This window comes from Roseibium sp. FZY0029 (assembly GCF_036350355.1).
GTDB lineage: Bacteria > Pseudomonadota > Alphaproteobacteria > Rhizobiales > Stappiaceae > Roseibium.
This window is the reverse complement of record NZ_JAZDVZ010000010.1, coordinates 145,547-160,349: the sequence shown is the minus strand read 5'-3', so window position 1 is coordinate 160,349 and position 14,803 is coordinate 145,547. Positions and strand designations below refer to the sequence as shown.

13 protein-coding genes are annotated in these 14,803 nt (G+C 61.1%); 2 read left to right on the top strand and 11 right to left on the bottom strand.

What is annotated here, in order from left to right; translation table 11 throughout:
- Window position 1 precedes the first annotated feature (1 nt).
- Entirely contained in the window at window positions 2-1,027 is a 1,026-nt protein-coding gene (locus V1T76_RS24845; RefSeq protein WP_330563374.1) for a carbon-nitrogen hydrolase family protein, read from the bottom strand.
- Between the two features lie 124 nt (window positions 1,028-1,151).
- Between V1T76_RS24845 and V1T76_RS24840 the strand changes: the two genes are divergently transcribed.
- Window positions 1,152-2,105 carry a helix-turn-helix domain-containing protein gene (locus V1T76_RS24840; RefSeq protein ID WP_330563373.1) on the top strand — a complete coding sequence of 318 codons (954 nt, stop codon included), beginning with the start codon at window positions 1,152-1,154 and terminating at the stop codon, window positions 2,103-2,105.
- A 30-nt stretch (window positions 2,106-2,135) separates the two neighbouring features.
- Here V1T76_RS24840 and mscL read toward each other — a convergent pair whose 3' ends face one another.
- From mscL to V1T76_RS24815, 5 genes are all read right to left on the bottom strand, one after another.
- On the bottom strand, window positions 2,136-2,579 hold the full coding sequence (mscL, locus tag V1T76_RS24835) for a large conductance mechanosensitive channel protein MscL (RefSeq protein WP_330563372.1): 444 nt from the start codon (window positions 2,577-2,579) through the stop codon (window positions 2,136-2,138).
- Between the two features lie 154 nt (window positions 2,580-2,733).
- A complete protein-coding gene (locus V1T76_RS24830; protein ID WP_330563371.1) occupies window positions 2,734-3,306 on the bottom strand; it encodes a phosphatase domain-containing putative toxin in 573 nt (190 codons plus the stop codon).
- 88 nt (window positions 3,307-3,394) lie between these two features.
- Window positions 3,395-4,432, bottom strand: coding sequence for a transporter substrate-binding domain-containing protein (locus V1T76_RS24825; RefSeq protein WP_330563370.1), 1,038 nt, complete (start codon window positions 4,430-4,432; stop codon window positions 3,395-3,397).
- A 150-nt stretch (window positions 4,433-4,582) separates the two neighbouring features.
- Complete coding sequence (locus V1T76_RS24820) at window positions 4,583-5,653, bottom strand: amino acid ABC transporter permease (RefSeq protein WP_330563369.1); 1,071 nt, start codon at window positions 5,651-5,653, stop codon at window positions 4,583-4,585.
- Between the two features lie 4 nt (window positions 5,654-5,657).
- Entirely contained in the window at window positions 5,658-6,809 is a 1,152-nt protein-coding gene (locus V1T76_RS24815; protein ID WP_330563368.1) for an ABC transporter permease subunit, read from the bottom strand.
- A gap of 96 nt (window positions 6,810-6,905) precedes the next feature.
- On the opposite strand from V1T76_RS24815, the gene V1T76_RS24810 reads away from it, so the two are divergent.
- Window positions 6,906-7,532 (top strand): GntR family transcriptional regulator, encoded by a 627-nt coding sequence (locus tag V1T76_RS24810; RefSeq protein WP_330563367.1) that lies wholly within the window; start codon window positions 6,906-6,908, stop codon window positions 7,530-7,532.
- A 25-nt stretch (window positions 7,533-7,557) separates the two neighbouring features.
- Here V1T76_RS24810 and V1T76_RS24805 read toward each other — a convergent pair whose 3' ends face one another.
- The 5 genes from V1T76_RS24805 to uvrC all read right to left on the bottom strand — a co-directional run bounded on the left by V1T76_RS24805 (window position 7,558) and on the right by uvrC (window position 14,750).
- Entirely contained in the window at window positions 7,558-8,142 is a 585-nt protein-coding gene (locus V1T76_RS24805) for a thymidine kinase (protein ID WP_330563366.1), read from the bottom strand.
- Window positions 8,143-8,269: 127 nt separating this feature from the next.
- On the bottom strand, window positions 8,270-9,340 hold the full coding sequence (locus V1T76_RS24800; RefSeq protein WP_330563365.1) for an endonuclease/exonuclease/phosphatase family protein: 1,071 nt from the start codon (window positions 9,338-9,340) through the stop codon (window positions 8,270-8,272).
- Between the two features lie 115 nt (window positions 9,341-9,455).
- The gene (locus V1T76_RS24795) at window positions 9,456-11,015 is read right to left on the bottom strand and encodes a tetratricopeptide repeat-containing sulfotransferase family protein (RefSeq protein WP_330563364.1); all 1,560 of its coding nucleotides are present in this window, start codon (window positions 11,013-11,015) and stop codon (window positions 9,456-9,458) included.
- A gap of 138 nt (window positions 11,016-11,153) precedes the next feature.
- Complete coding sequence (locus V1T76_RS24790) at window positions 11,154-12,710, bottom strand: tetratricopeptide repeat-containing sulfotransferase family protein (protein ID WP_330563363.1); 1,557 nt, start codon at window positions 12,708-12,710, stop codon at window positions 11,154-11,156.
- 60 nt (window positions 12,711-12,770) lie between these two features.
- Window positions 12,771-14,750, bottom strand: a complete 1,980-nt coding sequence (uvrC, locus tag V1T76_RS24785) for an excinuclease ABC subunit UvrC (RefSeq protein WP_330563362.1) — start codon at window positions 14,748-14,750, stop codon at window positions 12,771-12,773.
- Window positions 14,751-14,803: the final 53 nt, after the last annotated feature.

The following is a 14,803-nucleotide window of genomic DNA, read 5'->3' as shown; positions in this document are numbered from 1 at the left end:
GTTATTCGGCTGGCTCTTCCTTCTGGCTCAGCCGTGCTGCTGCAGGCTCGCCTGCATCTTCCCAGCCGGCCGCGTCATCGAAGGCGACGACGGGGCGCTGTTTCTTCCGGTTGAGCAGCAGTCTGGTGGAATCCCGCTTGGCATAGTGTCCCGCCGGATCGGCGGCTGCCTTGGCGAAGGCGATCATTCCAAGGTCGATTTCCGCATAGACGAGACCTTCTTCGTCCTGGGCAATCTGCGTTCCGATTTCCTGTCCGTCCGGGGCGTAGATGCGGGTATAACCACCACCAAGCGGGCACAGGGCCTCCTTTTCCGGATCACCCTGGCAGAGCTCATCCTGGATGTCCTTGGTGACCAGCGAGCATGGAGCAAGAACGAAACAACTGCCTTCGACCGCGTAGATCATCGATGCCGCGTTGTTGACTTCGTGGCCGAGGGCGTAGGCCATGCCCTTGTAGAGGTGGAGATTGGGCCATGCAGCGCAGTGGATCTGCTCGTTCTGGGCATACATGGCGTATTTCGACAGCGGCTGCAGGTGTTCCCAGCAGGCCAGTTGCCCGATGCGGCCAAGTGACGTTTCGACCACGGCAAGATCTGAGCCGTCGCCTTCGCCATAGACCGTGCGTTCCACGTGGGTGGGCTTCAGTTTACGCCGGCGGTTCACGACCCTGCCGGTCTCATCGAAATGCCACTGGGCGATATAGAGCGAGCCGCCGTCTCGTTCCGAACAGCCCATGGAGAGCTGGATGTTGTTTTTCCGGCAGGCGTCGGCAAGACGTTTTTCGTGGTCCGAGCCGGCAACGATGGAGTTTTCGAAATAGCGACCGGCAAACTGCATCTGCCAGGCAACTGGCCCGAGCCAGATATAATTGGGATAGCCGGGCAGCCAGGTTTCGCTGAAGGCGATCAGTCTGGCGCCCGCGGACGCCGCCTCGCCAATCAGGCGGACGGCTTTGTCGATGCCTGCCTCCAGATCGAGAAAACAGGGGGCCGCCTGGACGGCCGCGACTTTGAATTGCTTGGTCATGTGATGTCCTCCTAGGCCTGCCAGCCTGCCGGAGTGACAGCAGGAATACTTTTGTGCCTGAGCCAAAAAACTTGCGTTTTTGGGCGGACTGCCGAAAATCGACCGGTCGAACATGGAAACGCATATGAGCGGCCAGGCCTCATACAGCACTGCGCATATCGCACCGCGCGATCGGTTCGCCTACTGGCGGGAAGCGGTCTGTGCGTCGTATGTGCAACTGGGCTGTGAAGCCGGAGACGACCCGGGCTTTGCAGGCAGTCTGGATATCGAGCGTCATTCGGCCCTGTCCGTCTCCAGGGTGTCGGGAACACCGCACAGGGTGATACGGCGTCCGAGCGACATCCGCGCTGCCTCCGAAGCAGATTTCCTTGTCAGTCTGCAGACCGCAAATACTTCGCGTCTGACACAGTTCGGAAAAACCTCGGTTCTCCGTCCTGGTGACATGGTGATCTACGACAGCACCCAGCCTTATTGCCTGGATCTGACGGAGCCCTTTTCGCAGACGGTGCTGCAGTTTTCGAAGGCAAGTCTGCTCTCCCGCCTGCCTTTCGCCGAAACGCTCGGCGGAACCTGGGTCGATGGCCAAAGTGACATTGGCCGTCTGGTGCGGGAAAGTATGCTGGCGTTTTCCGCTCATCTGAACAGCAGTTCGCCGATCTTTGCCGCCACACTGCAAGAGACACTTCTTGATCTGGTGGCGACCGGGCTGGCCGGCAGCCGGACGAGCGAGCTGTCGCTGTCCTCTTTCGATCGGCAGATCCTGCTCCGGGCGCGCAGTTTCATTGCGCACTATATTCACGATCCGGAGCTGGATCGGAACCAGGTGGCGTTGGCCACCGGACTTTCAGTGCGGCGTCTCAACGCGATCTTCCAGTGCGAAGGCTCTTCCATTGCGGGAGAAATCCGTCAGAAACGGCTGGAGGTCGTTGCGGCGGCGTTGCGTGATCCGCGATTTGCAGCGCTGTCGATCAGCGAAATCGCGATCCGCTGCGGGTACAACAATCTGCAGCATTTTTCGACGCTGTTTCGAAACGCATTCGGCCGTTCGCCCCGGCAATACCGGGACGACGACGCGTAGCGGCAACGCGGCCGCGTTGCGAGGGCGCTGTCAGGCCGACGGCTTGGCCGATTTCAGCTCGTCGCGAATCTCAATCAGGACATCGATTTCCGATGGGCCGGTCTTGACCTCCGGCTCGACGTCGTCCGGCTTTTCCGCCATCGACTTGATCCGGTTGACCGACTTCACCAGCATGAAGACGACGAATGCGATGATCAGGAAGTTGATGCAGGATGTGAGGAAGGCGCCATAGGCGAACACAGCGGCACCGCTTTCACGAGCGGCGGCAAGGCCGGTGCCTGCGGGAACGTCTCCCGACAGAACGACATACATCGACGTGAAATCGATGCCGCCGATGATGAGCCCGATAATCGGGTTGATCAGGTCATTGACCAGACTGGTGACAATGGCGGTGAAGGCTGCGCCGATGATGATGCCGACGGCAAGGTCCATGACGTTGCCTTTGGCGATAAAGTCCCGAAATTCCTGAAGCATATGCTGACCTCAAATTTTCCTGATACCGAACCTGTCGTCCGGGATGGCCCGGCGGATATGCAAATGGCCGGGCTTCCTGACGGGCTTAACGATTTTCCCGGTCAGGTGGCTGTTGTCCATAACAAAGTGAAGCCTGTCTTCTGCGGGCGGCGGGTCAGGCGGCGCGCTCCCTTCCGTGCAGCCACTGGAGCTGCTTTTCGCTTTCGATGGAATCGGCAAATCCGGCACGGACGGTCTTGATGGCATCTGCCGGGGAAAGGCCCCGTTCGATCAGCATGCTGGCAGCGACCGTTCCGGAGCGGCCAGCGCCATAGTGGCACGACAGGGCCACCGTTCCTCCGGATGTCAGCAGGGCGCGGATCTCGGGATCGATTTCGGTCCAGTGGTCCATGAAAGCTCCATCGGGTGCTTCGTAGTCCTTGATCGGCAGATGGACGATCCGGATCGATCTTGCAGCCGCTGTCTGCGTCAGCAGTCCCCAGGCCTCTTCAGGCACTTCCCCGAATTCCACGAGCACGATCAGAAGGCCGCAGGCGGCGAGCGCGGGCGAAGACAGAGTCGCGGCCATGCGTTCGCTGTCAACATAGGCATTGCCCTGAACGTCGAAGGCCAGTCCGGGAAATCCGAGCGTCGCAATATGCCCGCCGCCGGGGCAGGCAATAACGGTTCGAATGCTTGTGTCGTCCTCCATCAGCCGGGCTCGAAGGTCAGGGGGGTATTTTTCCATCAATGTCTTTCCGTGGTTATCCTAGCATTCCTGTCATGCTTGTGACGATCGCCGGCGGATGACAGCTCCGCACCCGCCGGCATTTTGTTTAGCGGATCGGGTAGGCGTACATCTGGCCGCCGTCACTCACCAGGGCATTGGCGGTTTCCGAGAGGTCGATCCCGAACGGGGTTTCCTTGCCCAGGTGACGCTCGAAGACCTCGGAATAGGCACCGACCTGGCTGATGACCTGGAAGGCCCAATCCTTCGGCAAGCCCAGCTTGCCGGCCATTTCCGCCGCTGCGCTGTCTTCGGCAAAAAGGCGCTGAACCGCCTTGGGCTGGCTCTCCAGACCCTCGACGATTGCCGTGACATTTTTCGAGGTGATACCCAGGATATCGGCATTCAGCATGACCTGAAACGCCCAGAAGACGGCTGCCTCGAGAGCCTGATCTGGCTGGGTCACCAGCGTCAGCGGTTCGGCCGAGATCACTTCCGGCAGGATCGTGTAGGCTTCCGGGGTGTCGGACAGCAGGCGGTCGCTGAGAAGCGCGGTCACATCCGAGGCGTAGACATCGCATTTGCCGGAGAAGAAAGCCTCGAGCCGGGCGGTCTTGTCGGCAATGTTCTCGACACGATACTGGATATCGCGGTCGCCGAACCAGTCGGCGATGTTGAGAAGCGTGGTGGAGCCGTCCTCGGCGCAGACCGTCGCACCGTTGAGCTCAGTGGCGCTGGAGACGCCGAGCGTCTTGGGCACCATGAAACCCTGACCGTCAAAAAAGGTCGTTGCGACGAAGGCCAGGCCGGGGTCGGCGTCACGCGTGCCAGTGGCGGTGATCGAGCGCGAGGCCATGTGAGCGCCGTCGGCAACAATCGTCTTCATGGAGTCGGAAAAGCCGATCCCGCGAATGTCGGCCTTGGTGGCGTCGCCGAGTATCGCGGCGGCGGCCATGCGGCAGAAGTCGGTGTTGAATCCCTGGAAGACGCCCTGGCTGTCGGGAACCGAAAAGCCGGGCGAATTCGGGTTTACAAGGCAGATCAGCTTATCTTTGGCGATGATGTCGTCAAGTACCGGACCGGACAGAGCCGGAGTTGCGAAAAAGGCCGCCGTGAGTGCGGCGACTGAGGACAGGAGATTTTTCATTGCGGTCATCCCTTCACACTGGTCGAGAAATTTCTATACCTCAATACCTGTATACAGGTACATTGTAACAGTTTCTTGACGTCTGTCTACGGGACAGAAGAAAGACTTTCTGCTGGCAACCAGACGGCTATCGCCTTTGCGGATAGATCGTCAGGAAGCGGAATTGCGATGAAGCTGCCGGCCGATGCCGGACAGGTAGGCGCAGGACAGAAAGAACCACAGGCCGACAAGCACATAGGCTTCCAGGGCGTTGTCCCGCCATTCCGGATCGCCGAAGGACATGCGGGCGGTCGCGGTCAGGTCGTGAATGCCGACGACGACAACGAGGGAGGTGTCCTTGTAGGCCCCGATGAGACTGTTCACGAGAGAGGGCAGGCTGCGGCGGATGGCTTGTGGCAGCACGACAAGCCGGGTGGCCTGCCAGTAGGTCATGCCGAGCGAATTGGCCGCTTCGCCCTGTCCAGCAGGCAGGGAGAGAAGACCGCCGCGGATATCTTCCGCGAAATAGGACGCATGGAAGAACACCAGTGCCACCAGTGTTGCCATGACCGGAGAAATGCTGACGCCTGCCGGCAGCGTCAGAGGCAGCACGAAAATGCCGACGAACAGCACCGTCAGCATCGGGACCCCGCGGGTGATCTCCACATAGGAAGAGGCAAGGAGTGCGAGGATCGGATGGGAGGTCTGCACGCGGGCGAGCGTCAGCAGGACGCCAAGCGGAAAGGCAAGCGCAACGGCGACGATCGACAGGATCAGAAGAATGGGCAAGCCGTTCCAGCGCACCGGGTCGACGGCCTGAAGGCCGAAAACACCGCCGCCCATTAGGACGAAGGACAATCCGATGACAAGGACCCAGATCGCTGCCAGTTGCCCGGCATTGAGCCGGGGCGGTTTGCCGACCATCTGCCGGCAGGTCAGGATGGCCAGGAGGCATAACATCACAGAGACGGCTGCCGGGCGGGCCTGCAGGTCGTAGGGGTAGGTGCCGAACAGAATAAGCCGGACCTTTTCCGTCAGGAAGGGCCAGCAGAGACCTGCCGTCTCACGGCAGGCATCGGCCTCCTGCCAGGGCCAGACGGCCTCCAGCAACAGCCATCGGATCGAGACCCAGGCAATTGCGGCGATCAGACCCCCGGTCAACAGGGACAGGGCAGCTGCCAGCGGTGACGAAAACCCCTCCCTGAGGCCAGTGCGCAGATGCGCCGCGAAGGTGAAGTTCATTCGGTCACCTTGTCTCGCGCCTGGTCAGGCGACGATGGTAGCGGTTAAAGGTAGTGGTCAGGCCGAGACACAGGGCAAGGTAGAGCCCCATGGTGATCAGCATCATTTCCAGCGGCTTGAAGCTCTGGTTGATGATGGTGCCGGAGACCGACATCAGATCGGAATAACCGACCGCGATGGCAATGGAGGTGTTCTTGACCAGATTGACATACTGGTTGTTCATTGGCGGGATGACGATCCGGATCACCTGAGGCAGGACGATCAGGCGGATCGACTGCCAGGGCGTCAGGCCCAGCGCCTTTGCAGCCTCCGTCTGGCCTTTCGGAATGGCCAGAAGGCCGCCGCGGACCACTTCCGCGATCTGGGCGCCGTGGTAGATGCCGAGCGTAGCGGCGATGACCACGAATTGCAGCGACAGCCGTCCGCCGCCCTGAAAATCAAATCCCTTCAATTCGGGAACGGACACCGTTACCGGGACCTGGAAGACAAGGATCGCCAGCAGCGGCAGGGCGATTGGCAAGAGGTTGATCGCAACGGTTTCCGCCGCTCCACTCCGGCGGCCCGCCAGTTTCTGACGCGCGCGCCACAAAAAGCCGATGCCCAGTCCGAAAACAGCCGCCGCGACGGCAAACCACATTCTCTGGTTAGAGACCACGACCGGAAAATTGACGGAGCGGTTGGAGAGATGGAACGGGCCCACCGAGATCGCCTCGCGAACATGCGGCAGGCCGTTGACGGCCAGGACGAACAGGATCAGCAGGACAAGCAGCTTGGGCAGGTTGCGGAAGACTTCGACATAGGCCAGAGCCAGGGCGCGTCCGATCGGGCTGGGGCCGACGCTGACAAGCCCGAAGACAACGCCGATCACGGTCGCAAGAACCAGGCAGACAGCCGCCAGGAATACAGTGTTTGCCAATCCGACCAGGATGACGCGGGCATAGCTGTCGCCGGGGGAATAAGGGATCAGCGAGCCGCTGACGTCGAACCCGGCTTCCTGGACCAGAAATCCGAAGCCGGGGCTGACCCCGGCGGCTTCCATATTGGCCAGAACGTTGAAGACCGCCAGTGCCAGAACGAGCACAAGCCCTCCGACCACGGCGATGTCCGAGAGGTGCAGGTGCTTCTCTGCCGGAGGGGGTGGGCTTGGTGGAATCATGATCCTGCATGTATACTGGTGAGATTACCAAACTTGTATACAGGTATATCGATGCGACGTAAACCGTGCTTTATACCAATTGGACATGATGACCCGATGAACCAGTCCTCCCATTTCGATACGAAACACACCCGGACACTCGACGACCTGCGGCGGAACATCTGCATGGCGCAGCCCGGCGAAGACCTGGTGCTCCACGAGACCGCCCTGACGGCGCAATACGGCATGTCCAGAACGCCGATCCGGCAGATCCTGCAAAGACTGGCCTACGAGAGGCTGGTGGAAACCAGAAGCGGTGTCGGAACGGTCGTCGTCGCCCTGCAGGAAGCACAGCGCAAGCGCGATACCCTGACACACAAGGGCATCCTGCAGGCGGCGCTGCTGCAGGACCTGCCAGACCTGTCGATTGCGCAGCATTCCGACATTCTGGCGCTGGGCGGCATCGCCTCGATGGTCGGCGAGGACGACCGGGGCCTTCAATACGATGTCAAAAGCCGGCTGCACGGCCTGCTGTCCGGACTGATCCCGGACCCCATTCTCCAGGATGCCTTCTCCGCCAGCTACTGGCGGATGGTGCGCTGGCACATGCACGATCTTGCCGTCGATGCCACTGCCGCGACCGGTAGGCTGCGGGCTTTCATCGAGCGGATTGCAGCCTACGAGGCCCGCAACAGCCGGGATCTGGTCAGCCGTATTGTCGAAGGGGACAGCGCCAGCCTTTAGACCTGGGTTGAACGGGCGCGGAGGGTCAGGCCGGACCTAGATCCCGCTCGGACCAGTGCCGGCGGCAGAGCGAGACGTACTTGTCATTGCCACCGATGACGACCTGGTCGCCTTCTTCGACGATCTTGCCGTCCGCATCCAACCGGGCAACCATGGTTGCCTTGCGCCCGCACCAGCAGATGGTCTTGATTTCCTTCAGATTATCGGCAAGCGCCAGCAAAGCGGCGCTGCCGGGAAACAGCTTTCCCTGAAAATCCGTTCTGAGACCGAAGCACATCACCGGTATACGCAGCATGTCGGCCGCCCGGGCGAGCTGCCAGACCTGGTCTTCCGTCAGAAACTGGGCTTCATCGACGAAGACCGCATCGACCTTTTGCGCTTCGTTGGCACGCAGGATGTGTTCAAACACATTGTCGGATGAGTTGAAGACATCGGCATCCGCCCCCAACCCGATGCGCGAGGCTATCCGGCCCTTGCCGGCCCGATCGTCGAAGGCGGCGATCAGGAGCAGCGTGGTCATCCCGCGCTCCTCGTAGTTATAGGCAGCCTGCAGCAGGACGGTCGACTTGCCGGCATTCATCGAGGAGTAGTTGAAATAGAGTTTGGCCATGCGGAACTTTGTGAATCGGTCTTGAAGTTTCGGGCAGTTTTCAGGAAACAACCCGAGGCCTCAAACACTTTCCGGTTGAAGTCACAGCCAATATCTCAATTTCAGGTACCGGGGCCGATTGCCGGATTCAGTTCGCTGGCGTCTGGGCGATCTCCACGATGAGCGGCAGATGATCGGAACCGATATCGGGCCCAAGGGACACGTTGACGATCTGAATGTCCCTGGAGACGGCAAACTGGTCGACGGGTGCGCCGAGGATCCAGTGCAGGCTGTAGTCGAAGAAGAAACGTGTTGTCTGGGGCCAGCCATCCGGATAGGCGGTCTTCAGCCCGTTGCGTTCAAGGGTCTGCTGGAACCGTGCGGACCAGGGCGAACTGTTCCAGTCGCCGATTGCCAGAATGTTGGTGCCGTTGCCGGCCTTCAGAGTGTCGATGACAGCGTCGGCCTCATCGAAATAGCGGCGCTTGTTTTCCCAGCGGGTCTTCGAGCGCGGGCTGTCGGGATGAATGACCAGCAGATGCAGGGGCGCAGCCCCCGTGTCGAGGGAGAGCGACAGAAGCTCCCTGTCGCCGTCGTAATAGACGTTGGCACCGGGAGGCACATCGCCGGAGATGACGCGGGTTTCCTCGTCGGACACCGGAAAGCGGGAGTAGACGGCAAGACCGCCGAGATCACCCACTTTCAGATAGTCTGGGAATCCGTTCTGTCCTGCTCCGCCAACCGGCAGGCCGAGGCGCTGCCAGCGGCGTTCCTGCAGCCACCACAGCACTTCCTGGAAGACCACAACGTCCGGCTGCTCCTTTTCCAGAAAGGCCTGCAAGACCTTGTCGCCCAGAAACAGATGTTCGAGATTAATCGAGACGACCTTGAGCGGGCGGTCGCCCGGAGCGGCAGGGCCGAGAGGCTTGGTATTGGCGAGGGTGCGTGCGCCTGTCAGCCCGGCAAGGCTGAGAAAGGCGGCAAGAGCCAGCACCCAGGTTACCCGGTAGATCAGACGGAGACGGTGCCGAACCAGGAAACCGGCCGCACCGGCCAGGCAACCAGCGAGGCCAGCGGCCAGAAACTGCCGCAGGAAAAAGCTCATGTTGTCTGCGAACCAGATGTCCGGCGCCAGAAACGCCAGCAGACCCAGCACGCAGACCGCAATGGCACCAAGGCTGCCGCACCACCCGATCAGGGACAGTGCGCTGTGGATCACGGAACGCGGTTTAGCCTGGGGCTTTCGAAACATGGCAGCCTGTGTCCGATTTCTTGAGTAGGCGGCTGTGCTTAGCACGGACTGCGCAAAAGGTGCGACCTGTTTTGCCGTGAGATCAGGTTCCGTCGGCTTCCAGCGCTGTCAGAAGCGGCTGGATATGCGCTTGATAAGCCTTCCAGCGGCCGACAGAAGAGGCATAGACCGGACGGCGTGCCTGCTCGCGGCTGAAGGTGAAGATCTGGGTGGTCTCATCAGGGGGCGTCAGGCAGTCGTCGTCCCAGTCCAGGCCGGTGTGGGTGATCAATGCCCGGCTTTCCGGTTCCGTGTCGCTCACCAGGCTTTCATAGGACTGATGCCTCAAGGCAACCGGCAGAACCTCTGACCAATGGGCCATCAGAGCAAGGTAGTGATTGAAATAGCCGCCAAGCGAGGACTGGCTTTCATTGTAGGAATGGTGTGGCGGAAGCGGTGTCATGTAGATCGAAAGACAGGTGTCTTCTGCGCCCCGCGTCACATGCACGAAGCTGGCCTTCGGGAAAAGAAGGGCGAGAAGCCACAGCGTTTCGAAGTTGTGGGGCATCTTGTCGATCACGCGGTGCGCTCTCTTGTCGATATCCTCCAGATGGGTGAGATAACGGCGGCCGATGCGCTGAGCCTCCTGCCGTGTCATCTGACAGGCAGCTTCGAAAAGGTGCCGGCCGTGTCTCCGGCCGGTTGTCAGGTCATGAATCCGATCCGGTAGGAACTGAAGCTCGCCTGCGGCCCGGGCAGCCGGATGCCGGCCGATGATCCGCTCGACAAGGGTCGTGCCCGAGCGGGGCATGCCGAAAACGAAAACCGGTCTGTCGCTTGAAAGCGCCCAGTCTTCTCGCTGTTCGAAGAAGTCCCGGTCAAAGACGGTTTTACAGGTTTCCACGAAGGTTTGTTGGACGTCCGCGTCGTGAGCGGGATAAAGGCCCGTCCGGTAATTGTCGAAAAAGGAAAATGCCTTGCCGGTGTCGCCTGCAGCATCGCAGATCTTGCCTGCGGCAAAGGCAAGACGGGTGACCTCCGGGGAGGCCGTACCTTCAGGCATTTCCGAAAGATGCCGTTCGATTCCCTCAAGGACCCTTTCCCTCAGGGTTTCGTCCTCAACCTCGGAGGCCGCGGTCAGGATTGCAGGATCGGAAGGCGCCTTCGAGAGGGCGACGCGAATATGGTTTTCAGCAAGATCCCGATTGCCAAGCGTCATTTCCAGTTCAAACAGGCCGAGGTGTGCACGCGGCGACTGCGGATCGGCCTTGAGCGCCTGCGCGAAGGCCTGGCGGGCAGGTTCGGAGCGTCGAAGGTCGGCATAGACCTCGCCCAGGACGCGATGCGCGTATTCCGATCCCGGGGCGAGAGACGCTCCTTTTCGAGCGTGCGGCAAGGCTTCCTCGCTGCGCCTCTCGATGTTGAGCGCACTTGCAAGCGTGGTGTGCACCACTGCCTCCTTTTTCGCGAATTTTGCGGCCTTTTCCAGATGAGGGATCGCCGCCGCTGTCTCGCCGAAGGAAAGGCAGGCGAGGCCAAGGCCGTAGCGTGCGCGGGCGTTGTGCGGCTCTTTCGCAAGCAAAGCCTGAAGCAGTGCCTGCGCACGGCTGAACTGGCCAGTTTGAAGAAGAGCAAAAGCTTGATCGGTGGGATCTGCGTGCATCTTGGTCCGGTGGCTTGCACCGCGCAGGCGGCTGGTATCGCGAATGCACCCGTTTCCTGTACGCGTATAAGGCGTGCCGGGTGCCGGTTGATCGCTACAGCTTGTGATAAACCAGCCAGAAGATGCAACCCTTCGGTGTCAGGTTTCGATCCCTGCAAGTCCCTCCAGAAGCGGGCCGATGTGATCCCGGTATTTTTCGAAGCGGTTCACGGCCCCTGTATGAATGGGTTGCCTGACCTGGGCCATGGAGAAGGTAAATACCTGCGCTTCGTTCGTTTCGTGATGGCGGCAGGCATCGTCCCAGGCCAGCCCGGTGTGGGTGACCAGGGCCGGGCGTTCCTGGTCCGGGGCGTTTACCAGCGCCTCGTAGGACTGGTCACGGATCGCGACCGGCAGAACATCCCCCCAGTGCGTCATCAGTTTCCTGTACTGCCCGTAGTAGTGGGCGAGCGATTGCTGGCTTTCACAGTAACCGTGCTTGCCGGGGAGAGGGGTCATGTAGATCGAGACGCAGGTATCGGCCGGGTTGCGGCTGACATGGCAGAAATGCGCATTTGGAAACAGCAGTGCGATCAACCACAGATGCTCGAAATTCTGAGGCATCTTATCGATCACGCGGGCGCTTTTCCTGCTGAAGCCGTCGAGCATCGTCAGGTACTTGCGGCCAATGCGCTGGGCGGTCTTGCGGTCGAGTGCCATGGCGGCGTCAAAGAAGGCGGTGTCGCCGGCGAGACCCGCCGTCAGAGCGTCGATCTGTTCGTCAAAAAAACTGAGTTCGCCTGCGGCCGTTGCCTTCGGGTGGGCAGAGAGGATGGCCTCCACCAGCGATGTGCCGGAGCGTGGCATGCCAAAGACGAAGACGGGCCTGTCGCTGGTGAGGGCGAAGTCCTTGCGGTCGTCGAAGAACTGTTTTGAAAAGACCTCCCGGCACGTTTCGACATGGCGTTCCTGCCGGCCGGCATCATAGTGGCCGTAAAGCTCGCTCCGATGCAGGCCGAGGTAATGAAAGGCCTTGGGAATGTCGCCGGTGTCGTCGCAGATCTTGCCGGCGGTAAAGGCGAGCCTTGCCCGCTCGACCGTGGCCATCGGCTTGTCTGCATCATCCAGCAACGGCTCGATCTTTTCCAGCGCTTCCCGTTTCAGGCCAATGTCGGAGAGGTCCCTTGCGCTGATGAGAACGGAAGGTTCTTCGGGGGCAAGCTCCAGCGCGCGGCGGAAATGGGTTTCGGCCTCGTCCATCTTGCCGAGCGAGACCTTCAGCCGCGAGAGCGCCAGGTGCGCGATGGCCGATGCTTCGTTGATGGCAAGCGCGTGCTGGAAGGCATGTTCGGCCATGACGGGCCGCCGCAGCCTGGCGTAGATCTCGCCCAGGGTCCGGTGGGCGAATTCGGACTTGCCGTCGAGGGCGACCGCCTTGCGCGCATGGGGGAGGGCTTCCTCGAAGCGGTTGTCGAGGGTGAGAGCATCCGCCAGCGTCGCGAAAATCACGGCTTCCTTCTTGGCGACTTTCGCGGCGGCTTGAAGATGATCGATTGCCCGGGCGGCGTGTCCATGGGTCAGATAGATGACACCAAGCCAGTGGTTGACCTGCGGGTCGCGCGGGTTGGCTGCATTGAGATTGGTCAGGATCTCCAGCGCCATGCCGTAATCCTTCGCGTCGATGCACCGAAGCGCGGCTTCCAACGGGTTTGACACTCTAAGGCTTCCTTGGCTTTGGCGAATTCTTTAGCAGGGCGGAAAGGCCGGCGCGGCGTCCTATTCATGAAAATGGTCATAGACCAGTTTGGCAATCGCTTCGGAAATGCCCGGTACGGCGGCAAGATCATCGACGCCCGCCTTGGAGACAGCCTTGGCCGTGCCGAAGTGACGCAGAAGCGCCTTTTTGCGCGTCGGACCAACGCCTGCAATCTCATCGAGCGGGTTTTTGGTAATGTCCTTCTTGCGGCGGGCCCTGTGGCTGCCGATGGCAAAGCGGTGGGCCTCGTCGCGCAGACGCTGGACGAAATAAAGCACCGGGTCACGCTCGGGCAGCATGAAGGACTGACGGCCGGGGATGAAGAATTTCTCCCGTCCGGCATCCCGGTCCGGCCCCTTTGCAATGCCGACCAGCGGGACATCGGTGATGCCGAGGCTTTCCAGCGTTTCGCGCGCTGCGGTCAATTGGCCCTGGCCACCGTCGATGAGCACCAGTTCCGGCCAGGCCGGTACGCCGGTGTCAGTGGGGGCCGTTTCCAGATCGCTGTCCTCGCCGTCTTCGAGGGCGGAATCGTCCGCCTGCGGCTTGCTGTCTTCGCGGGCGTGTTCCTTCAACAACCGGGAGAACCGACGGGTCAGCACTTCGCGCATCATGCCGTAGTCGTCACCGGGGACAAGATCTTCCGACTTGATGTTGAACTTGCGGTACTGGCCCTTGGCGAAGCCTTCCAGGCCGGCGACGATCATGCCGCCCACCGCATTGGTGCCCATGATGTGGGAGTTGTCGTAGACCTCGATCCGGCGCGGCGGTTGGGGCAGGTCGAAAGCTTCCGCAACGCCTTTCAGCAGACGAGCCTGACTGGAGGTTTCCGCCAGCCTGCGGCCAAGAGCTTCGCGCGCATTGGTGAGCGCGTGGTCGACCAGTTCCTTCTTTTCCCCGCGTTTGGGGCAGGCGACATCGACCTTGCGGCCCGTCCTTTCGGTGAGAGCCTGGGCAAGCAGGTCCTGTTCGCTCAGTTCGTGGGACAGCAGGATCTGCCGGGGCGCGGGCTTGTCGTCATAAAACTGCGCCAGGAAGCTTTCCAGAATATCGGCTTCCTCAAAGGACTTGTCGGCCTTGGGAAAATAGGCCCGGTTGCCCCAGTTCTGGCCGGTGCGGAAAAAGAACACCTGCACGCAGGTCTGGCCGCCTTCCTGGTGGATGGCGAAAACGTCGGCTTCCTCGACCGATTGCGGGTTGATGCCCTGATGCGCCTGAATGTGTGACAGCGCCGACAGGCGGTCCCGGTAGATGGCGGCGCGCTCGAACTCCAGATCGGCAGAGGCGGCTTCCATCTGCTGGGCAAGCTGGGTCTTGATCAACTGGCTGCGCCCGGACAGGAACGCCTTGGCCTCGGAAACGAGGCCGGCATAATCCGCCGGATCGATTTCGCCGGTGCAGGGGCCGGCGCAACGCTTGATCTGATACTGCAGGCAGGGGCGGGAACGGTTCTCGTAGTAGCTGTCCGAACAGGTCCGGATCAGGAAGGCCTTCTGGAGCGCGTTGATGGTGCGGTCTACAGCGCCTGCGGAGGCGAAGGGGCCGAAGTAGTCGCCCTTGCGCTTGCGCGCACCGCGGTGCTTGACGATGGCGGGGGATTCATGGTCGCCGGTCACCAGAATATAGGGAAAGGACTTGTCGTCGCGCAGCAGCACGTTGAACCGTGGGCGCAGACGCTTGATCAGGTTGGCTTCCAGAAGCAGCGCTTCCGGCTCTGTCTGCGTGACGACGAATTCCATCGCCGCTGTCGCCAGGATCATGCGCATGATCCGGTTGGACTGGCCCTGCAGGCGTGTGTAGCTGGTGACCCGTTTCTTGAGGCTGCGCGCCTTGCCGACGTAGAGAACCTCGCCGTTCTCGTCCAGCATCCGGTAGACGCCCGGTCCGTTGGGCAGCCGCTTGACCTCGTCGGCGATGACCTCGACGCCCTTGCGTGCGGGGGCTTTGCCGGTCTCCGGCGCTGCTACGGCGCTTTTTTCAGAATCAGTATCGTCCTGCATGCCAGACATTTAAGCCGCGCAAGGCAATAGGGAAAGAGGCGGGCGCAGCGAAG